Annotated in this window: 9 protein-coding genes; all 9 read right to left on the reverse strand. The window is 64.5% G+C overall.

Going from position 1 to position 21567, the window contains the following annotated elements; all coding sequences use genetic code 11:
- Nucleotides 1-114: 114 nt before the first annotated feature.
- The 9 genes from EZ304_RS19995 to EZ304_RS20035 all read right to left on the reverse strand — a co-directional run bounded on the left by EZ304_RS19995 (nt 115) and on the right by EZ304_RS20035 (nt 21511).
- Entirely contained in the window at nt 115-1095 is a 981-nt protein-coding gene (locus tag EZ304_RS19995; RefSeq protein ID WP_049441864.1) for an AAA family ATPase, read from the reverse strand.
- Between the two features lie 695 nt (nt 1096-1790).
- A complete protein-coding gene (locus tag EZ304_RS20000) occupies nt 1791-2105 on the reverse strand; it encodes a hypothetical protein (protein WP_032130155.1) in 315 nt (104 codons plus the stop codon).
- 72 nt (nt 2106-2177) lie between these two features.
- On the reverse strand, nt 2178-3344 hold the full coding sequence (mltA, locus tag EZ304_RS20005; RefSeq protein WP_142807953.1) for a murein transglycosylase A: 1167 nt from the start codon (nt 3342-3344) through the stop codon (nt 2178-2180).
- A gap of 67 nt (nt 3345-3411) precedes the next feature.
- The gene (locus tag EZ304_RS20010; protein ID WP_142807954.1) at nt 3412-4158 is read right to left on the reverse strand and encodes an N-acetylmuramoyl-L-alanine amidase; all 747 of its coding nucleotides are present in this window, start codon (nt 4156-4158) and stop codon (nt 3412-3414) included.
- A 116-nt stretch (nt 4159-4274) separates the two neighbouring features.
- Nucleotides 4275-4688, reverse strand: a complete 414-nt coding sequence (locus EZ304_RS20015) for a hypothetical protein (RefSeq protein WP_142807955.1) — start codon at nt 4686-4688, stop codon at nt 4275-4277.
- A 94-nt stretch (nt 4689-4782) separates the two neighbouring features.
- On the reverse strand, nt 4783-5106 hold the full coding sequence (locus EZ304_RS20020) for a hypothetical protein (protein ID WP_142807956.1): 324 nt from the start codon (nt 5104-5106) through the stop codon (nt 4783-4785).
- A gap of 339 nt (nt 5107-5445) precedes the next feature.
- Nucleotides 5446-5721, reverse strand: a complete 276-nt coding sequence (locus EZ304_RS20025; RefSeq protein WP_158230201.1) for a DUF596 domain-containing protein — start codon at nt 5719-5721, stop codon at nt 5446-5448.
- A gap of 338 nt (nt 5722-6059) precedes the next feature.
- Nucleotides 6060-6404 (reverse strand): DUF596 domain-containing protein, encoded by a 345-nt coding sequence (locus EZ304_RS20030; protein ID WP_142807958.1) that lies wholly within the window; start codon nt 6402-6404, stop codon nt 6060-6062.
- A complete protein-coding gene (locus EZ304_RS20035) occupies nt 6401-21511 on the reverse strand; it encodes a hemagglutinin repeat-containing protein (RefSeq protein ID WP_185959202.1) in 15111 nt (5036 codons plus the stop codon). The genes EZ304_RS20030 and EZ304_RS20035 overlap by 4 nt, the downstream gene beginning before the upstream one ends.
- Between the last annotated feature and the right edge of the window lie 56 nt (nt 21512-21567).

Here is a 21567-nt window from a genome sequence, read left to right on the forward strand (position 1 = left end):
GGTGTTGGAAGCTGAATGGGCTTTGGGGCCCCACCCGCCCCGTCATTCCTATCTTCGATATTCGCCCGTTTCGGGAAAAGGAGAAGCGGAAATTCCTCATTAGCCATTGAGCGCTCACGTCATCCTGTTGACTTGGTAGCGAGCATGCCACTGATTCAAGCGTTCGGTCACAATTTTCTTCAGGTTTGGCTCTGGCATTGCCAAGATGAAGCGGCGATGGACGTCTTCGCAGAACTGCTCCAGATCCGAAAAGCTGGTGGCATGCAGCTTGGCTGCCAAGGTCTTCGGAGAGACACCCAGCGGTGCATCTAGGCGCTGTTGGAGCTTAATGAACCAGGCTTCCTTCTGCGCCGCAGTCGGCGGTTCAAGCTCAAGTCGGAGCTGGAACCTGCGCCAAACTGCACGGTCGAGCAGCTCAGCATGATTAGTGGCAGTCACGACGACAACATGGCTAGGCAATGCATCGATCTGCAGGAGCAGCGAGCTCACCACGCGCTTAATCTCGCCAGTTTCATGCGTATCGCCACGTTCTTTACCTAGAGTGTCGAACTCATCAAAAAACAGTACGCATTGGTGGGTTCTAGCGAAGTCGAAGAGCTTCTTCAGACGACCACTGGTCTCCCCTAAGAAGCTGCCGATAACTGCTTCATAGCGCACCACGAACAGTGGGACCATCAGCTCGGTGGCCAGCGCCTCTGCCAAAGACGTCTTTCCATTGCCTGGCGCGCCTGACAGCAGGATGCGGTGCCGCGGCTCCAAGCCGTACGACCTCAAAAGATCACGTCTGTGGTGCTCTTCAATGATCTCTTCGCATGCGCCGCGCACCATCGGATCGATGAACATCTCCGACAGAGTACGGCGAGGCTCGATTTCATATAGCAATCCGCCGTGACCGCCATCGTAGGAGCGCACCACCTCGGGCGTAGGCGCGCGCGCGCGCGCTTCGCCCAAGTTCTTCACTAGGCGATCGGCCAATTGATGGTGGCTCTTTGCGCGCTCCTCTGCGGCCATTGCCTCGACCGTGCTGCGGAGCAATCGCTGGTCACCTTCGCTTCCTGCCTTGACTAGGCTGACGAGTAGATCTGCTCGTGACATGTGCTCACCGTGCTTGAAGTGATATTGGCTCAACGCCTTCGAGCTGTCTACGTGGCCCAGGCACCTATTTCTTAGGCAGCGAATCACTTCGTCTCGTGCTCAGTTGAGACAAAGTTCATTTGCGAATAAATAATACCATATATAAGATATTATTGTATGGTGAACGTACTGTCGAAGATCAGCTTTTGCCTCACCGATGAGGACCTACAGACTGTGGAGGAGACTCGGCGGCGGATTGCCATGGGTGGAAGAAATAGCAATCGCAGCGAGATCCTGCGTGCGGCGATCGCACAGCTCAGTCGTCTTTCTGATACAGAGCTGCTGGATGCAGTCGCGCTTATGCCTCGGTTGCCACCAGGAAGGCGGCCCGGCAAGCCTTAAGTCGCGCACCAAGGCGGCCAACTGGCTTAAGTGTCCCCGCACGGGAGAGGACGCGCATGCGTATGTCTTAGCTCCAACACGCGGCCGTCTTCCAAGCTGACAGCGCAGAGCACCAAGGCCACTGGCCTGCTTATCGCCTTGGTTCTGGTCCTGCTGAGCCGCAGCGTATGTGTGCCTTGAGTACACGCTCTTTGCTGTTCAACGACTGGCAATGCATGGACCGGAGCCCCCGGCTCACACCATCTATGACGTCTCGGCGAGCACGCACTTTGGTCATCCGCCCAGGAAAGGGCTCTGACCCCGGCCGGGCAGCGTTACACCGGGTAGCCGGTGGCTTCCCTGGCCTTCTTCCAGGCGCTTTCGAATTCGCGTGCGGAAATTTCGTCGTCCTCGTCGAAATCCAGGAACGACACCGGCTGGTCGGCCAGCAGGAAGCGGTCATCGCTGTGGGCATGCTCGTCGGCCCAGACCATCTTGGTGCCGTAGATTTCCACTTGGCGCACGATCTTCTCGCCGCGCGCCTCCATCAGCACGTTGCCCTTGCCCAGGCCCGATTCGGCCCAGTGCTTGTAGTACTTCTTTGCGGCGGACTTCGCGCCGGGTTTTGCGTTGTGCTTTGCGTAGGTCATTGCAGGGGTCCTGGCCGCAGGCGCGGCCGGAAAGTTCGGAATGGCGCCATTATCAGGCATCCGGGGGGCAACCTACCGCGGCAGCGCCACGCTCTTCGGCCACAGCATCCAGATATTGCCCTTCTGCTTCATGTCGCCGGCCAGCTTGCCAGCAGCATCGCCGCTGCCCCAGTAGAGGTCCGCGCGCACTTCACCGGCGATGGCGCCGCCGGTGTCCTGCGCGGCCACCGGGCGCACCACGGGCGTGCCATCGGGGCGCGTGGTCGACAGCCACAGCAGGCTGCCCAGCGGCACCACGGTGCGGTCCACCGCCACGCTGTAGCCGGCGGTGAGCGGCACGTTCAGTGAACCGCGTGGACCCTCCGGGCTGTCCGGGTTGCGCACGAAGAACACGTAGCTGGGGTTGCTGCGCAGCAGTTCCGGCACGCGCGCGGGGTTGGCCCGTGCCCAGGCACGGATGGCGTCCATGGTGACGTCTTCCTTCTTCAGCTGGCCCTGGTCGACCAGCCAGCGGCCGATGGCACGGTACGGGCGGCCGTTCTGTTCCGCATAGGCCAGCCGCACCTGCTTGCCATCAGCCAGGCGCACCCGGCCGGACCCCTGGATCTGCAGCAGCTGCAGATCCATCGGGTCGGTCAGCCAGGCCAACACCGGGGCCTTGGCGCCCTTGGCCGCGATGGTGCCAGCGTCGTCATAGGGCTTGAGCACCTTGCCTTCGACGCGCCCGCGCAGGCGCTTGCCTTTCAGTTCCGGGTAGAGGCTGTCCAACTGCACCACCACCAGATCATCCGGCGTGCCGTACACCGGCACCGTCGCCTTGTCGGTGCGGGTCAGGCTGCCGGCGTAGATCGGCTCGTAGTAGCCGGTAATCAGCCCGTCGGCCTGGTGGCCGCCGGCACGCAGCGCATAGACATCAAGGTCGCGCTGCAGGAACTGGCGGATCGCGGCCGGGTCCTTGTCTGATACCGCGGCGGCGGTGGCGCAGGGCTTGGCCCAGACCGCATCGTTCTTCAGGCGGCTGCAGCTGCTGCGCCAGGCAACGAAACCGGCCTGCAGATCGCTGTCGGAAACCGGCGGCAGTGCGCTCCATGCAGCCTTGGCGTAGGTGGCCGCGGGCGGTGTGGCCGGCGCCGGCACTTCGGATCCGGTACGGGGAGCGGTGGTGGAGCAGCCGGCGAGCACGGCCGCTGCCAACAGGGTCCAGTGCTTGCGCTTGAAGAAGGTAGCGGAATCGATCATGCCGCCATGGTGGAGTGCCGGCCGCTGGGCGGCAACCCAACGCGGGGCCAAGCGTTCATGCGCGGGGTCACGGCATCTGCAGCAGCAACGAGTGCAGGATGCGGGCATCTTCGGCATCCAGCGTCTTCGGCAGGTCGTCGCGGCCGCGGAAGCGGCGGTGGAACGCGGCTACGGTGGCCTCGCGGTTGTCCAGCGGATAACCGAAGCGGGCCAGCGCATTCCACGCGTCGAAGCCTTCCGGTGCCGCGCCGTCAGCGGCGCGCGGCCATACCCCGAAGCCAGCCTCGGCCAACTGCTGCCAGGGGAAGAACCGGCTCGGATCCTGCTTGCGCGTCGGCGCCAGGTCGGCATGGCCGATCACCTGGCGCGGCGGGATGTTGAGGCGACTGCTGAGATCGCGCAGCAGCACGATCAGCGATTCGATCTGCGCCGGGCTGAAGGGGCTGCGGCCGTCGTTGTCGAGCTCGATGCCGATCGAGGCCGAGTTGAGATCGGTGATGGTGCCCCAGCGTCCGGCACCGGCATGCCAGGCACGGCGCTCATCGGCCACCAGCTGGTAGCGATGGCCATCGGCGCCGATCAGGTAGTGCGCGCTGACCGGGCCACCGCTGTTGGCGGTGCGCAGCGTATGCAAGCTCTGCTGCACCGACTTCTGCTCGGTATGGTGCAGCACGATGATGACCGGGGTGCGCGCGTTCTGGTTGGGTGACGGCACCCAGGTGGCGAGCGGGTTGTGCTGCACGGGCGCGGTGGCCGTGCAGGCCGAAAGGGCCAGTGCCAACAGTGCGGAAACCAGAAGGCGGGGGCTGATCATGGGCAGATTGTAACCACGGACCGCAGCCGTGGTTCGACGCAGCGTGCCGAACGACATCGCCGATGACCCGCAGTCCACGTGCTGGTGGCAGTGCCTGATCATTAAGATGTAGCGGATCACATGAAAAGAGCGAAGCGGCAGTATGGGGCAGCAGGGCCCGCAAAGATCAGATCCTGCCCAGATCTTGCGGCATAGAAGCTCTCGAACTGGAAGGAAAGCACGAACCGCGATTCACATCCCGCATAGCGCTTGATGAAACGGCAGATTTCCTCCCAAGCGCATTCAAATCCGCTTGCGCGGAAATGGAACAAGCCCAGCAACCCCACACGCCACTCGGCCTCCAGCCCTTCCGCGACGACAGCCTCCGGCGGTTCAACGATGCGGAAACCGAATCCCGTGTTGGACGCTGGAAGATACCCCTGCAGCTTGTCCAGACCATCGGAATACTCGGCCTGGATCGAATCCAAGGCTCGTTGCACGGCTTCGAGTTTGGAACCAACCTCGACTTCAAGAAACAGCGAAATACTCATCGTCGAACCTTTACAGCGGCGCCATCGTCAAAGGTCTTATGCTACGGCAGAGCGTTCTCATCCGCGTACAGGGCATTCGGACGTAATGATCCCTCTACCCGCTGAGCTCACCCATGAACTCCGCAATCAACATCCGATCAGAATCATTCTTCCCCACTCGATCCAGAACTGGGCCAAGATGGTAGGCGAGAAGGTCACGATAGGCACCGGCCTCTGGAATAAAAGCATCAAGACAACTCAAGAAGGACCTTACCGACATGAACGAAAGAAAGACCTCGTAGGGATATGAGCTCGCATAAGGAACAGCCTGCAAATAGTAGTTGGCCAACTTTTTCTGCTCTGCCCTGGGCCAGGAACGGCACTTCATCAGAACAAATGCATCCCGATAATTGTCCGACCTCAAGGCGGCGTAGTTCATCAACCACTCCGATGCGGCCGCAGCGTCCATTGCAGAGATCTCGCCGCAGAGCTTTCTAATTCTTTCATCCATAGATCTGCAGCCGACCTGATGATTGCTTCGTTGTAGATTGCTTCATTCGCCGACTTCGGCATCAACTGCTATTTGTGCCCCTTCCTCTGCGAGGGCTCCCAACAGCGCATGTGGATAGTAATCATCCTTCGACAGTAGATGCATATATCACCCGGCGACTTCGATCACCGAGGCATTGCGATACGGAATCTCGAAAAATTACTCACGAGAGAGGACTTCAGCTTCAAAAAGCCATCCCCGCTTCATCCGATGAATTCCACACTCAAATCAGGTCCAGACGTCTCCCTCAGGCGCGGTCCAAACCAATCCAAACGGTGCATCCGTAAGAAACCAGAATCCATCCTCATCGAGATCTTCCTGATCTCTTGTAGCAGGCCAAGCGTGACGCAAAACATCCAGTTGCGCATCGATATCGCCATCGGCGAAGACACCATCCGAGGCAAGCTTCAGCTTCCCTTCCTGCATCAACATCCTAAGCATCGAGAAGAACTCTTCCGTCTGCTGCTCAAAAGCGACACTCCCCGCATCAAACTCCATGTTCATATTTCTCCATAGAACTCCCATGGAGTAGCCATAAGAGTAATGAAGAACATTCCTGATTACGCCAGACATTTCTTGGATCTGCTGGGGGTGATGCCTCTGACCTATCGATTGCTCCAATTGAGTAGCGAGGCCAATGCTTCCATTGAAAGCTGATTCAAACTTGGATGACAGGCGACCATTTTCTTCATATCCGAGAATAGATCATCCCACCCCTGCAGTTCACGGCAAGTACTGAGCGCAAAACACTTCTCAAGCAAGCTTCATCAAAGCTCGGTGTCGTTACAAGCCCTGACCCATTCGTCAGGATCATCGTTGCTCCACCGACATGAATCGGACTACTACGTCCAGTGTTCACGGCCATCTGCGCCGATCCAAACCAGACCCGCCGGAGCATCGGTCAAGAACCAGAGGCCGAATCCATCGATATCATCTTCACCAGGATTTTCGGGCCAAGCGTTTGAGATTAGCGTCAGCTGCTCCCTCCAGTCGCCTTGCAAGAACACCCCGTCCGTTGCAAGCCTCACTTTCCCTTCCCTCAACAAACGACCCATCAACTCGAAGAACGCGTCTTTTCTTTCGGAGATCCCAACACCTCCCATTTCCATCGTCATGTGCTGCCAGACGGTACCCATTGATAACCCAAACGAAGAAGTCACCACTGCACAATAAACCCCATCTTTCATTTGAACTTCACCTCTACTCGCTTTCCATTATTTATGGATTTATCCTGCACATCAATTGTCCAACTCGCACCAGTCTTCTGCGCGCTCGTTGAAAAATCTCTAAGAGTTATCTTTGCACCAGAGCTCGTGGTTGCCGTATAAAGAAGACCCTTTCCAGGTACGACCTTCGCTACAGGCATGCGATCAGTTCCAGTCAGCTGTCTGAAATACAGCATGACATCGGATGTGCTTGCACCAATATAAACCGGAGCACCCGTACTGACTTGAGCATCGGCCTTCAAGACCTTTGAACCAAGATTCAGCTGAAAATCCTTAGGATCCAATGACTTGCTATTGTATTGGTGTGCGAGGTCATCAATTCGCTTTTGCGAGTACGCCTGAAGAACGGATTCAGGTTGTTTGAGAGACAAATCGGGCCCTGCCGGGCGACCTGCGATTCTCTCCAGTGCGGACTTCTCCGCATCCACTTGCGTCCCGCTTGAGGTATTCGGTGTCCCATCACTCCGTCCGCTCCCAAAGCCTCCGTTGCCGCCGACTATATTGACCATTCCATAGCGTCGTGCCAGCAACTGTGCCAGCCCAAGGCCTACTTCGCCTGCAGTCTCCTTGGACCACAGCCCATATTGATCGATGGAAGTGTCGACACCGGCGGTCCACTGCGCCAGCGCGGCCACCGTATATTCCTGAGGCAGGATATAGACGGGCTGGAGCCCCCCGTTCTCAAAAATCAGCTCGCGATAGGCACGTCCATTCATGGAGTGAGCGAACGAGGAAAGCGCCTCGCTGCTACGGCCGAGATCATCGAACAGTCCAAGATCTCCGGGCCACGAGCCATACTTGTAGGAAACGGCCGCATTCACAAACGCCTGACACGCAGGGCTCGCCGAGTTCGCTGTACAAACCGAGAGCAGCTCATAGTCCATTCGCTCCGACAGTTGCTTGGCAACGTCACGCACCATCTTCTGACATGACGTGTCGCTGCCGCACTCGTCGAGTTGCTGCTTCATTACTCGAGCCTGATCCTCGGCAAGGAAGTTGTTCTCAACCGAGTTCTTGGCAATCCCCGCATTCAACGCGATCCCAGCCAGATCCTGCCCCGACAGGCCACCCGCCAGTGCACCCACCGCCTGCGACAGCGCCAGCACCATCTCCTTCTGTTCCGGGCTCAGCCTGGAAGGATCGCCCCCGGTCAACGTATCGGTCAGCACCTTCGCTGCCAACTCGCCGCCGGCCGCCGATACGGCACCGGTCCCCGCATTGCCACCATTGGCTTCGGCCAGCAGCGCACCCAGCACCGCATGCGACAGCAATTGCAGCGTTGCGTTCGGGTCACTGCCATGGTTCGGGTCAAGCGTGCTGCCGATGAAGTAGGCGGCATATGGCGCCAGTGCATTGGAGGCGACCTGACCAGCACCTTGTCCCGCTGCGCCTCCCACAAGGGCGGTCGTCACTGCGTTCAATGCGCGGTTGTATTCACCGCCCGTGCCCCACTTCTTGGCATTTTCGTAGGCCGGGCTGTTTGCCGTCAGCACCGCATCGCGTTGTTCCGCGCTTAGCGCGTTGAATTCGTTCTTCTGTTCCGGCGACAGGCCGTCGTAGTACGCCTGGGTCGCCTTGTTGCTCTGATAGGCCTGCACATCCACGGAGACCTGCTTGCTGGTGGCAAGCACCGTGCTGGCTGCGTTCGCCATTGCCTGCTGGTCAGCCAGCAGTTTGTTCGCATCAGGCATCGCTTCCAGCGCGCGGTGTGCAGCGGCTGCATCGGTGTTGACGCCCAGCTCGGCCGCGGTGGTCTTCCTGCCGCCGATGGTGATGTTGCCCTCGGTCAGCGTCGCACGCGTGCTGGAGCTGTCGCTGCCGCTCTCATGCATGGGCAGCCCACCACCTATCGAGACACCCGTCGGCCGCCCCAACTCGCCGGTCACGATGCTCGTGCCAATGCCCTTCAGCTGCTCGCCGGCCCCCACGCCCTTGCCGGCCGGTCCCTTGCCCCCGTTACCGAAGCCACCACTGATGCTGCCCGAGCTGGCCTTGTAGTCCATATGGTTCTGCAGGTCGGTGAACGTCAGCGAATCAGCAGTCAGTTCACTGTTGCCCGCATTCGTGCTGGCGATCGCGCCGCCTACCAGGTTCACCTGGCCTGCATCAACGTGATAACCGCCATCACCTGCGAACAGGCCACTCTGCTGGCCGACGCCCTGATAGCTGCCGTTGGCCTTGCCTCCGCTGGCGTAGCCGTCGGCGTTCCACGCGGTGCCGAACGACACCTGCACGCGGCCACCCACCTGGCTGTTCTTGGACATGCTCTCGGCGATGTCCTGCAGCGATTCGATGGTCAGCGTGCCACCGGTCTTGACGTCGATGCGGTCGGCGGTGGCGGTCGCGCCGCGGAGGGTGGTATCGCCCTCGGCCTTCATCGAGATGTTCTTGCCGGTCAGCGTGGTGTTCTGCCAGGTGCTGCTCTCGGCATTGGACTTGCTGCTGCCCACACTCGCTTCGGCGTAGACATACACACCGGTCTGCGCACCCACCGCAACGCCCACGCCGACTTCGGCGCCGGCATTGCTGCTCTTGCTACGGTCGGCCACATGCGCCTTGCCGGCTTCCAGCAGGATGTCACCGGCCGAATCCAGACTGAGCGTGTTGCCCGCGCTCAGATTGCCCTGCACCACGCGGATGTCGCCCCGGGTGCTGGTCAGGTTGACGTTGCCGCCGCCCTGGATGGTGGAACCACGCGAGACCTGGCTGCTGCCGTCGGCACTGCTGCTGGAGGTCTTGAAGCCAACGCCGGCCTCGGCACTGAGCAATGCACCGCCCCCGCCCTTGCCGGCCATGCTGGAGATGGCACTGGCAGCCTGATAGGCATTGGCACCAGCAGCAAGCCCCTGCATCTTCTGCAGGCGGTCGTCGGACTTGCGGGCGGCATCGACATTGTTGAGCAGATCGATCAACGGCGACTTCACCCGCGCGAAGGCACCGATCTTCAGGTCCTTGTCGCTCTGCGAGTAGTGACCACTTTCGTCAGCGGTCAGCAGCTCGATCTCAGCGGCAGTGATGTTCACGTCCTTGGCCGCCACCACATTGCTGGCGCTCTGCGTGTACTTGCCACCGGCGGTGAGGTTGACGTTGCCGCCGAGGCTGCCAACGGTGCTGGCCACCTGCGAAACCTGCGCGCTGTCATCGCGATGCTGCTCGCGATGCCAGCCGGAGAACTTCTCGGTATCGGAGATCTGCACGGTGCCGATCGCCTTGCTGTCCGAGCGGTTGGCATTGCTGACCGTGTCCTGCCCACTACGGATCGTCAGGTCGCCCGCAGCGCGGATGCTGACGTCCTTTTCCGCCGCGATGTTGGCGGCGGTCAGGCGGATATCACCCTCGGTGGTGGCCATGCGTACACCGCCACCCACCGACAGCTGTGTGCCGGTGATGGTGTCGCTCTGGCCGGCGCCCTCGCTGCGCGAATTGTTGGTGCCAAACGGCAGACCGGCGGAGTTGGTGGCGATACCCCAGCCCTTGCCACGGCTGTCGCTGTCACTGCGCTCGGTGTTGTGCGCGACATCGAACACGATGTCCTTGGTGGCCAGCAGGACAGCATTGCCCTCGGCCGACATCTGCGCACCCTGGCTGGTGATCGAGCCGCCATTGGCGATCAGCGAGAGATTGCCGCCTGCATTGAGGTTGCTGACCCGGGCGTCACTGGTGGAGTGGCTCTGGTTGCTGTTCGAGCGCTGGCTGCCGGCCGTGATCGCCGGTAGCACGGCCGCCGACACGCCGGCCGCCACGCCTTCAGCGGTACGCGTGATCCGGCCCATCATCGTGCCACTGTCGGCCATGCCTTCGGTGGCGTTGTCGCGTGCGGTGCGGTACGCCTTGGCCGGGTCGTAGGTGACGCCCACCGAGAACCCGCTGGACTTGCTCGACTGGCTGGCCTGGGTGTCCACTGTGTCCTGGCGGGCGAGCAGGTTGATGTCCTTGCCAACCAGGGTCAGGTCCTTGCCTGCGGCCACATCGGATGCGGCGATCGTCAGCTGGTTACCGGCGTTGATCAGCACACTGCCTTCGCGCGAGGCGATGGCCGAGCCGACCTGGGTGGTTGACTGCTCGGCAGAACTGCTGCTGTTCTTCGAGCTGCCGTAGCCGATCGAAGCGGTTCCATTGGAGAAGCCACCGGTGAAGCCGGACTTCTTCCTGCTCTCGCTGGACTCGCTGCTGTGATGGTCTTCCGCAGAAGTGATCAGTACATTGTTGCCCGCACCGAGGACCACTGTGCCGGTGGCGTCAACCACCGCGCCTACGGCGGTCAGATCGCGGCCGGCGGTGACGCTCACGCTCTCGCCCATCAAGCCGGTGCCAATGGCGTAGCTGTCGCTACTCTCGGCGTGGCGGGTGGTGGTGGTGCTCGACAGGGTCTTCTTTTTCTTGTCGTAGCTGTCCAGGCTGAAGTCATGCGTTTCGTTGGCCGAGAGCAGGTTGACGTCGCGACCGGCCGCCACGCTCAGCGTGCCATCCGAGCTGGCAACCTGGGTGGCAGTCAGGTTGATATCGCGGTTCGCCCTCAGCACTACATTGTCGCCAGCCTGCAACTGGCTGCCACGCACGATCTCGTCACTCTGGCTGATCTGCAGCGAACTGCGCTTGCCACCGGCACTGAAATCACTGCTGCGGCTGTCCACCAGCACCTGGCTGTTGATGTCACCACCGGCCTGCAGGGCCATGCCGCCATCGGCCTTGATGCGGGTTGCGGCCAGGTTGATGTCCTTGCCCGCGGCCAGCACCACATCGCCCGCGCCCTCAATCGAAGTCACCCCATGCGTGGTCTGGCTGTTGCTGGTGTGGTTGCGGCTGTCGTGGTTCAGCGCACTGCTCTGGCCCAGCGTCTGCGCACCCAGGTCGAGATTGCCACCGGCAACCAGCTGGGTGATGCCATGTGTACCGGCATTGCGGATCTCCGCTGCCTTGAGCCCGATGTCACCGCCAGCCACCACCGACAGCACGCCTTCGCCACCGGGATTGGTGACATACAGGCCGGCCACGCGATCCAGCGTTGTCTTCTGCTGCGACAGGCGGTCGCCCTGGTCCTTCCATTCCGTGGTGGTCGAGGCCACGGTGATGTTGCCACCGGCCTTCAATGCAATGGCATCGGAAGCCTTGACGGTACTGCCGATGATGTCGATGTCCTGGCGCGCCGAGAGGCCCACCTGCGCACCGCTGATCTGGCCGCCGGACAGGTTGCGGATGTTGCCGGCATCGATGCTGACCAGCTGCCGGCCGGCAATCGTGCCGCTGTTGACCAGGTCGCCGCGCAGCTTGACGTCCACCTCCGCGCCGGCCAGCAATGCGCCATCGTTGCCGAGGTCGCCCGGCATCACCCGCAGGTAGACCTGCGGGACCAGCGCACGGACCACCGAGCCATCGGCCAGGGTGACGTCCTTTTCCACCAGCCAGACGATGTCGCTGGTCAGCCGTGCCATCTGCTCGGCGGTGAGCGCCACGCCCGGTCGCAGGCCCCACTCGCTTGCGACCGTGGCACCGGCCTCCAGCAGCGCGCGGTACTGCTCCTCGTCGCTGGCATGGCCGGTAAGGAAGCGGCGGCCGGTGAGCTCGCCGATCTGCTCGCGTACCAGCTTCTGCTCGTAGAAGCCATCACCCAGGCGCTTCTGCGTCTGCGAGGGCTCGAAGCCTGCGCGCTGCAGCAGGTAATCCGAGCTGAGCCAATCACGATAGCTGGCGAAGCGCGGGTCGGTTTCCACGATGTGGTTGCCACGGTTGGCATCTACATTGAACAGGCTGGCCGTGGGTGCGCTGGCATTCGGGCTGGTGGTGACCACCACGCGCGGATCAGCACCGGTTGTCGTGGTGGCCTGCTTGCCATCCACCGCGGCATTGCCACCACTGCCGGCATGCTCTCCGGCGCGCACCGCCGCCGGGCCATTGGCATTGGCCTGCCCGGCCTGGGCGGCGCTGATGTCCTGCGCCGTGCCAGCGCCCGCCCCGGCATTGCCGGCCTGGCCGGGGCCCTGTGCACCCGCCGCGTCTGCCCGCACGCCGTCGGCCTGGGCTACCGCCTGCTGATGGCCGCCGTTAGCCCCCTGCGCCGCGCCAGCGGTGCCCGGCCCCTGCGCGTCCACGCTGCCCGCACCCTGGCCTGTGCTCTGGCCAGCCCCCTGCACGCTGCCCGCGCCGGGACCGACCGCACCCGCACCGCGGCCGCCGGTATCCAGCTGCGCGGTTCCCTTGCCACCACCGGCGTTGGGGTTGCTGCCACCGGTGTTGTCGTTGCGCAGGTTGCCGACATCGATGGTGAGCTTGCCACCTGCCGTTATCGATGAACCCAGCGCACCGGTCTTCTCGGTGATGGGGGCCGCCTTCCAGCGGCTGGAGGAGCCACCGTAGGTGATGGACACGTTGTCGAAGGTGCTGGTGCGGGTCAGCTGCTCGGCGGCATTGATCACCTCGGACTGGTCACGGTTCAGGCCGACAATGGCCAGGTCGCGGCCCGCGGCGATGTTGGCGAAACGGTTCTCCAGCCGATCGGTGCTGATCCGCATGTTGCCGCCCGCATTGATCACGGCATTGTTGCCAGCCGATACCACCACGTCTTCCACGGTGGTACGGGTAGCGATGCGGGTCTTCTCGTTGCCGCTGGTGTCCTGCGGGTGGCGCTGCATGTTGATCAGCGTCGATTCCGGGTTGTCGTAGTCCGGATAGGTGATGATCTGCACGCAGGTGGTGGTGCAGGTGCCATAGGCGTTGTTGTACCGGAGTGTGTCGGTCACGTACTCGATCGGCGGCGAACCGGCCCCACGGACGGACAGGTCGCGGAAGGGATCTTCCGCCCCCGCACCGAGCTGATCGGGATTGTTGCGGTTGTCGGCACGGCCAACGTAGTAGACCGTGACCGTACCGTCCTGCACGTTCAGGCGTTCGCGCGACGCGCGCGCACCGTACGCGCCACCGCGGGCGAAGGCGTAGGCACTGGTGTTGCTGGTCAGCCGGATGACCGCCTTGCGGATCTGCTGGCCATCCGGGGTCACATAGGGGGTGTCTTCGAGGATGTCGGACGGATCGAGGTAGTAGATCTCGTACGGCTGGTAGTTCGACGTCGCGCGGAAATCACGGTTGTTGTTGGTGGCGTTCTTGAACCAGCCAGGCTGCTCCAGCCGGACCGGCGCATGCACGGTGGTGACCTTCTCCACGACCACGTTCTCGCGGATGTTGTTCACCGCCAGCGCGGACAGGTCCAGGTTGCCGCTGACCTCGATGGTGGAGCCGATGTTGTCCACCCGCTGCGCGCTGCCTACCGCGCCCAGCCCGTTCAGCGCCCCGCCGATGGCGGCGTCGCCATCACTGAAGATCAGGCTCTTGCCGCTGTTGGTCAGCGTGCCGACACCCAGGTCCAGACGCTGGCGCGCGGCGATGGTGCCTGCACGGTCCACGCCGCCGATGTTGGCGGCGAGGTTGTTGAGCGAGCCCGCCTGGATGGCGACACGGTCACCGTAGATGCGGCCGCTGCCGATGTTGTCGACGCTCGCGGCGGTGATGTGGGTGACGTTGCCGTCCAGCAGGCCGTAGTTGACCAGTGCGCCCCCCGCTGCCAGGCGGGTCAGGCCGATGCTGCTGATCTCGCCGGTGGAGGCGTTGGTGATGTTGCCGGCGTTGATGTTGACGTTGGCACCCGCCAGCTTGCCGCTGTTGTCCAGGTTGCCCTGGATGGACAGGCTCAGCGTGCCGTTGGCGACCATCTCGCCGCGGTTGGTGTGGCTCTGGCCCAGCTCCAGGGTCATGTCACCCTGCGACATCAGCCGGCCATCACCGATGATCTCGCGGGTGCGGAGGGTCTGCTGCCTGCCGGCCACCAGGGTGCCACCACTGTTGACCAGGGTATCGGCGCGGACATCGGAGGTCAGCGCCGCCGACACCTGGCCACCGCTGTTGTCCAGGCGCTGGTTCACCTGCAGCAGCAGGTTGTCGGCAATCACCTGGCCGTTCTGGTTGTCCAGGTTGCCGGTGGTCACCTGCAGGTTCTTGCCCTGCAAGCCCAGCGCAGGACCATTGGCCTGGCTGAGCGTATTGCGGTTGTCGATGTAACCGGCCTGCAGGTCGAGGCGGCCGGTCGCCGCCACCAGGCCGCCACTGTTGAGCAGGGTGCCCTGCAAACCGATATCGGCATTGCCACCGGCAGTCACGCTGCCACCGCTGTTGGCCAGCTGCTGCGCGCGCAGCAGCAGGTCGGCGGCACTCACCAGCGAGCCGCCACCACTGTTGTCGATGTTGACGGCCCGCACGTCGGCGCCGGCCTTGGCGAACACCGAGCCGCCTCGATTGTCCAGATCGCCACTGCGGATCTGCAGCGTGCCACTGCTGACGATGCCGTTGCCATTGGAAGCGGCATTGGTCAGCCGCTGTCCGGAGGTGTCGATGCTGAGCGCTGCCGCCGACTGCAGCAGGCCACCGGTGTTGTCCAGCGCACCACTGCGCAGCGCGGCATTTCCGGAAAGGCTGGCAATGATGCCGCTGCGGTTGTCCAGCGCCTGGCCGCGGGTATCCAGCTGCAGGTCGTTGGCGATGATCCGGCCACTGGTGTTGTTCAGGCCGCCGGCCGCGACCTGCAGGTGCTTGCCGGCCTGGACCAGGCCGCCGCCATTGCGCAGCAGATCGGTGCTGGTCAGCTGCAGATCCTGCCCCGCAGCCACGGTACCGCCGCTGTTGTTGATGGCCTGTGCCTCGGCCAGCAGCGCGCCCCCCGCAGACAGGGTGCCCTTGTCGCTGTTGTCGAGCAGGCCGTCCACGCGCACGGTCAGCGCGCTGTTGCCATCGCTGTGCACGGTGCCGCCGCGATTGTCGAGCGTGCCGGCGCTGAGGCCTGCGTCGCCCGTGGTCAGGATGCGACCCCCGCGATTCTCCAGCGCATGGGTGATCGCCAGGGTGCTGCTGCCGCTGCCGGCGGCCTGGAGGGTACCCAGATTGTTGATCAGCTGCGCGCTGCGCAGATCCAGCGAGCCGTTGCCGGCCAGCGTGCCCCCGCTGTTGTCCAGCCGGTCGCGCGCGGACACCTTCAACGTATCGGTGCCGGAGGCGATGATCGATCCGCCCGCGTTGAGCAGCGTGCCGGCATCCACGGCGATGCGGGCCGCGGCCAGCGTGCCGTCGCGCAGGTCGGTGGTTTCGCCGGTCAGCTGCAGGGCGCCATTGCTGAGCAGCTTGCCGCCCTGGCCATTCACGGTGTGCGCGTTGATCGCCAGCGTGCCGGTGCCGGCCTGCTGCACGGTACCGCCGGCATTGCCGAACAGTGCGCTGGTCAGGGTCAGGTCGCCATTGCTGGCGATCAGGCCGTTGCCGCCGTTGTCCAGCGAGGTGGTGGCCTGCACGGTGCTGGCCTGCGTGCCCGTCGCCAGCAGCTTGCCGTTCTGGTTGTCGAAGCGGTCGGCGTTGACGGTGAAGTGATCGGCATTGAGCGTGGCACCGCGATGGTCCACGCTCACCGCATCCAGCTGCAATGCGCCTGCCGTGGCGATGCTGCCGCCGGCCCCGTCCAGCTGGGTAGCCTTCACGGTCAGCGTGCCCTTGCCGGCATGGACGATGCTGCCTGCGGCATTGACCAGCTGCGCGGCGTCCAGGCGCAGGTTGCCAGCATTGCTGGCGAGGGTGCCACCGCCGTTGTTGAAGCGGCCCGTGACCGTGATCCGGCTGTCGGAGGTCCCTGCCGAACTCAAGGTGCCGCCTGCGTTCGACAGCGAACCGGCGTTGATCTGCTGTGCGCCGTTGGCGGCGATGGTGCCGCCGTCATTGCCGAGCGCACCGCGCACCTGCAGCGACATCGCCTGGTTGCCGGTGGCGTTCAGCGTACCGGCCGTGTTGTCCAGCTGGCCGGCCTCGATGCTGACCTGCTGCGCGGCGGTGGTGCCTGCGCTGAGATCCAGGGTCTCGCCCTTCAGCTGCAGCTCGCCGTTGCTGACGATGCGGCCGGCGTGGCCCTGCAGCGTGGTGGCATCGATCTGCAGCAGGCCGTCACCGGCCTGCTCGATGCTGCCGCTGCGGTTGTCCAGCGAAGCCGCCGCAACCTGCATGCCCGCGCCGCTGGCGATGACGCCCTTGTTGCTGTTGTCGAGCAGGCCATCGGCCTTGACCACCAGCCGTGCGGCGCTGTGCAGCGTGCCACCCTGGTTGTCGATGCTGCCGGAGCTGATGCCAAGCCCACCGTTGGCCAGGATGCGGCCGCCGCGGTTGTTGATGTCCTGGCCGATGATCAGCTGGCTCGCCGCTGTACCCGCCGACTGCAGCGTGCCGCCCGCGTTGACCAGCGCGGCACTGCGCAGGTCCAGCCCGCCATTGCTGGACACGGTACCGCCGCTGTTGTCGATGCGTTCGCGCGCGCTCAGCCGCAGCATGTCATTGCCGGTGGCGGTGAGCGTGCCGCCGGCGGTGATCAGCGAGCCGGTGTCGATCTCGATCCGCTTGGCGGAGGTGACACCCGCACGCAGGTCGGTGGTGGTGCCCTTGAGCAACAGGCTGCCATTGCTGACCAGCGTGCCGCCGGTGCCGTTGAGCGTGCCGGCGTCGATCGACAGCACGCCTTCACCGGCGTGCTGCACGGTGCCGCCGGCATTGCCGAACACCGCCGCCTGGATGCCGAGGTCGCCGTTGCTGGCCAGCAGGCCGCCCTCGCCGTTGTCCAGCGTGCCGACCACGTTGATCGTGCTGCCCTCGGCACCGGTCGCGATGACCTTGCCGGCGCGGTTGTCGAAGGACTGTGCGTCCAGCGCGATGCGCTCGGCCTGCAGGGTGGCTCCGCGATGGTCCACGCTGCCCGCCTGCAGGGTGATGCCGCCCGCGCTGGCGATGCTGCCACCCTGGCCGTCCAGTTGCCCGGTGCGCAGCAGCAGGCCCTGGGTGCCGGCATGGCTGAGCGTGCCCTTCACGTTGGCCATGTGGCCGGCATCGATCTTCAGCGCGGCACCGTTGCTGGCGAGCACGCCGTTGCTGTTGTCGAACAGGCCCGCTACGTGCAGCTCGGTCGTGGCACTGCCTGCCGAACTGAGCGTGCCACCACGGTTGGAGAGTTCGCCGGCTTCGATGCGCTGCGCACCGTTGCTGGCGATGGTGCCCGCGTCGTTGGCCAAGCGGCCGCTTACCTGCAGTGCCAGCGTCCCGCTGCCGGTTGCGCGCAGCGCGCCTGCGCTGTTATCCAGGCTGTCGGCCACGATATCGAGCTGCTCGGCCGCCACGCTGCCGCCGCGCAGATCCAATGACCCGCCCTGCAGTGACAGCGCGCGGGCGGCACCGATGCTGCCGCCCTGGCCCGACAGCGTTTGCGCCTCGATGCGCAGGTTGCCGTTGGCAGAGATCGCGCCGCTGCGGTTCTCCAGCTGCGCGGCGCGGATTGCGGATGCAGCATCACCGGCGGCAATCAACTTGCCATGGTCGTTGACGAAGCGGCCTGCGTGCACATCGACGGCCCCATTGCTGCCCAGCGTTCCGCCGGTATTGTCGAGCAGGCTGCGGGCCTGCAGCTGGAGCGCCTGGGTGCCCAGCGCACTCAGCTGGCCACCGGCGGTGATCACGGTGTCGCCGTCGATGCTGATGCGCTGCGCGGTGGTGGTGCCGTTGCGCAGATCGAGGGTGTCGCCCTGCAGATCCAGCGAACCGTTGCTGAGCAGGGTGCCACCGGCGCCGGTCAGGTCCTGCGTGGTGATGACCAGGCTGCCGGACCCGGCCTGCTGCACGGTTCCGCCAGCATTGCCGAAGGTACGCGCGTGGATATCCAGGTTGCCATTGCTGGCCAGGGTGCCGCCATTGCCGTTGTCCAGCGCGCCCTGCACGCGCAGCGTATTGCCACCGGTGCCGGTGGCGATGATGTGCCCGCCGCGGTTGTCGAACCCGGTCGCCGTGATGTCCAGCTGCGCGGCAGCCAGCGACGCGCCCTGGTGATCGACCTCGGCCGCAGTAAGCTGCAGGGCGCCGGCAGTGGCGATCTGCCCCTTTGCTCCGTCCAGGCGCCCGCTGTCGATGACCAGGCCGTCGCTGCCCGCATGGCTGAGGGTACCGCCGGCATTGACCAGCGCGCCGCTCTTCAGCTGCAGGTGGGCGGCATTGCTGGCGATGCTGCCGCCACTGTTGTCGAGCGTGCCGTCGACCCTGATCTGCGAAGCTGCCGTTCCCGCCGAACTGAGCGCACCGCCGCGGTTGGACAGCGCACCCGCCTGGATCTGCTGCGCGCCATTGGCACTGATGCTGCCGCCGTCGTTACGCAGCAGGCCCTGCACCTGCAGCTGCATCGCATTTTCGCCCAGTGACAGCAGGCTGCCGCCACTGGTGTCCAGCCCGGCAGCGTCGATCTTTACGTCACGGGCGCGGGTGCTGCCCTTCTGCAGGTCCAGCTGCTGCCCGCTCAACTGCAGCTGACCGTTGCTGGCGATGCTGCCACCGGTCCCCTGCACGGAGGTCGCGTCGATCTTCAGCGTGCCGGTGCCGGCGTGGTCGATGCTGCCGCCCTCGTTCAGCAGGCCATCGGCCGTGATGTCCAGGTCGCCATTGCTGGACAGCAGGCCGCGCTGGTTCTGCAGCCGCTGGCTGGCATGGATGCGGCTGGTGCCGGTGCCTGCGGCGATCAGTTTGCCGCCATCGTTGATGACGGTGCCGCCGTTGATGTCCAGCGCACCATTGGCGCCCACGGTGCCGCCACTGTTGTCCAGGGTGCGCGCTACCTGCAGGCGCAACGCATCACTGCCAGTCGAGGTCAGCGTGCCGCCAGCGGTGGTCAGGTCGCCGGCACGCACATCGATGCGCTGTGCAGCGGTGGTGCCATTGCGCAGGTTGAGGGTATCGCCGTGCAGCTGCAGGGTACCGTTGCTGAGGACGGTGCCGCCCTGGCCCTGCAGGTTGGCGGTAGTGATGCGCAGGTTGCCGATACCCGCCTGCTGCACGGTACCTGCGGCATTGCCAAAGGATGCTGCGTCGATCTGCAGGTCGGCATTGCTGGCCAGCAGGCCACCGTCGCTGTTGTCCAGATGATTACGCACGCTGAGCGTGCTGGCCTGCTGGCCGGTGGACAGCACGCGGCCGCCACGGTTGTCGAAGTCCTGTGCCGTCAGCTCGAGCTGGCGGGCGACCAGCTGCGCGCCGCGGTGGTCGGCACGGCCCAGCAGCAGGTCTGCCGCGCCTGCGGTAGCGATGCTGCCCTGTACACCCTCCAGTACCTCCGCACGCAGCAGTAGCCCTTCGCTGCCGGCGTGGTTGATGCTGCCCCGGGTGTTGACCAGGGTACCGATGTCGAGGCCGAGCCGCGTGGCATTGCTGGAGATGCTGCCCTCGCTGTTGTCGAGCTGGCCGATCGTCCAGGTCGTCTCGGCGCTGCCACCGTGGGCAAGGCTGCCGCCGCGATTGATCGCCGACTGTGCCTTCAACTCGAAACCACGGGCGAAGGTCATGCGGCCGCCGCTGTTGTCCAGCTGTTGCACCTGCGCGCTGGCCGCGCCCTGGACCTGCAGGGTGCCACGCATGTTGCGCAGCGCTTCTCCCTGCACCTGCAGGGTGCTTGCACCCAGCGTGCCGTCGCTGTTGTCCAGGCTGTTGCGGGCGCTGAGCTGCAGGTCACCGCTGGCTTCAATGCGGCCGCCATCGTTGCCCAGCGTTCCTGCGATGTTGAGCACACCGGCCGCCAGCGGCGGAAGCGGCGTGACCGGCGGGGTGCCGCCGCCGGTGCCGGGGGTGCCAGTGCCCGGGGTACCTGTGCCTGGAGTGCCGGTACCTGGAGTGCCGGTACCTGGCGTACCCGTACCTGGCGTACCCGTACCCGGCGGGGTGCCGGTGCCGCCGGTGCCGGTGCCTGGCGAAACACTGGACACGGTGCCGATACGGCCCTGCAGGTTGCTGAGGTCGGCGGCCTGCAGCTGCAGCGCCTGCGTTCCAAGCTGTTCGATGCTGCCGCCGCGGTTACGCAGCGCATCGGCATTCACTTCGATGCGTCGCGCATTGAGCGTGCCGCCACTATTGTCGACATCTGCCGGGGTCTGCACGCGCAGCTCGCGCTCGGCACTGAGCGTGCCGGCATTGGCGATGCCCGCGCTGGCGTCGATGCGCAGGTCCTGCTGCGCATGCATCGCGCCGGTGTTCTGCAGCCGGCCGTCGGCGGTGACCACCAGCTCGCCGGCCTGGGCACCGATCTTGCCGGCATTGCTGACGCCCACGCCATGTTCGTTGCCGACCAGCCAGATGCGGTTGGCATACATGCCGCCCAGCGCGCCCACATCCAGCGCGAAGGTGGGCGCGGCGGACGTGGGCTTCTGCTGCTGCACGCTGCTGTGGTCGGCACTGACCACGTTGCTGCCCAGGCTGGCCTGCAGCTGGTTGGCCCAGATGCCGGCATTGACCTGCAGCGAACGGGTGATGATGTCGGTGTAGTCGGCGCGGCTGGTATCCAGGCCCGCGCCACCGACGCCGATGCTGCCACCTTCCACGCGATAGCCTTCCAGCACGCCATTGCTGACGATCGGCGTGCCGGTGGTCAGGGTCACCCGGCTGGCGTTGAGGAAGCCCGCGCCATTGACCTGGATCCCGGCCGGGTTGGCGATGACCACCTGCGCCCGCGCACCGGCCACCTCCACATAGCCATTGAGGTGGCTGGGATTGCTGCTGTTGACCTCGTTGAGGATGACCCGCGCGGTGCCCGTGGCCAGCCACGGATTGCCCTGCACCCAGCCACCCAGCTGGGTCTGCACCTCGCCGCGCGAGTTGTTCAGGATCACGCCCTGCTGGCCGACGTCGAACTGCTGGTAGGTATTGCGCGACACCCCGCCCGCACTGGGCGTGGTGATGTTGACCTGTGGCGTGCCGTTGGCCGAGGTGATCACCGTCGGGCGCTGGTTTGCCGGCGCGCCCGGGTCGGCGGCGATGCGGCCCGGGTCGGCCGGCGCCTGCTGCGCGGACAACGGCTGCACCAGCCCCACCCAGCCCAGCACCAGCCACAACGCGAAACTGATCGGACGCAGGGTGCCGACCGTGCGGCCTTCACGATTGTCGGCACCGCCGTGCGCGGCGTTGACCAGCTCGGACGCAACCTGCATGACCCCGAGCGTACGGTTGAAGACCAGACGGTAGACTTTGTTCACGGCGCTGATTCCTTTCGGTGCTGTTGGGTGGTGTGCGCGGCGGGCTGCGCGGTACC

The organism is Stenotrophomonas maltophilia (genome assembly GCF_006974125.1).
Taxonomy (GTDB): Bacteria; Pseudomonadota; Gammaproteobacteria; order Xanthomonadales; family Xanthomonadaceae; genus Stenotrophomonas; species Stenotrophomonas maltophilia_O.

Coding starts and splice junctions, on each gene's coding strand:
- EZ304_RS19995 (WP_049441864.1), bottom strand. CDS start 1,095: ATGTCACGAGCAGATCTACTCGTCAGCCTAGTCAAGGCAGGAAGCGAA.
- EZ304_RS20020 (WP_142807956.1), bottom strand. CDS start 5,106: ATGAACTACGCCGCCTTGAGGTCGGACAATTATCGGGATGCATTTGTT.
- EZ304_RS20015 (WP_142807955.1), bottom strand. CDS start 4,688: ATGAGTATTTCGCTGTTTCTTGAAGTCGAGGTTGGTTCCAAACTCGAA.
- mltA (WP_142807953.1), bottom strand. CDS start 3,344: ATGATCGATTCCGCTACCTTCTTCAAGCGCAAGCACTGGACCCTGTTG.
- EZ304_RS20010 (WP_142807954.1), bottom strand. CDS start 4,158: ATGATCAGCCCCCGCCTTCTGGTTTCCGCACTGTTGGCACTGGCCCTT.
- EZ304_RS20030 (WP_142807958.1), bottom strand. CDS start 6,404: ATGAAAGATGGGGTTTATTGTGCAGTGGTGACTTCTTCGTTTGGGTTA.
- EZ304_RS20025 (WP_158230201.1), bottom strand. CDS start 5,721: ATGAACATGGAGTTTGATGCGGGGAGTGTCGCTTTTGAGCAGCAGACG.
- EZ304_RS20000 (WP_032130155.1), bottom strand. CDS start 2,105: ATGACCTACGCAAAGCACAACGCAAAACCCGGCGCGAAGTCCGCCGCA.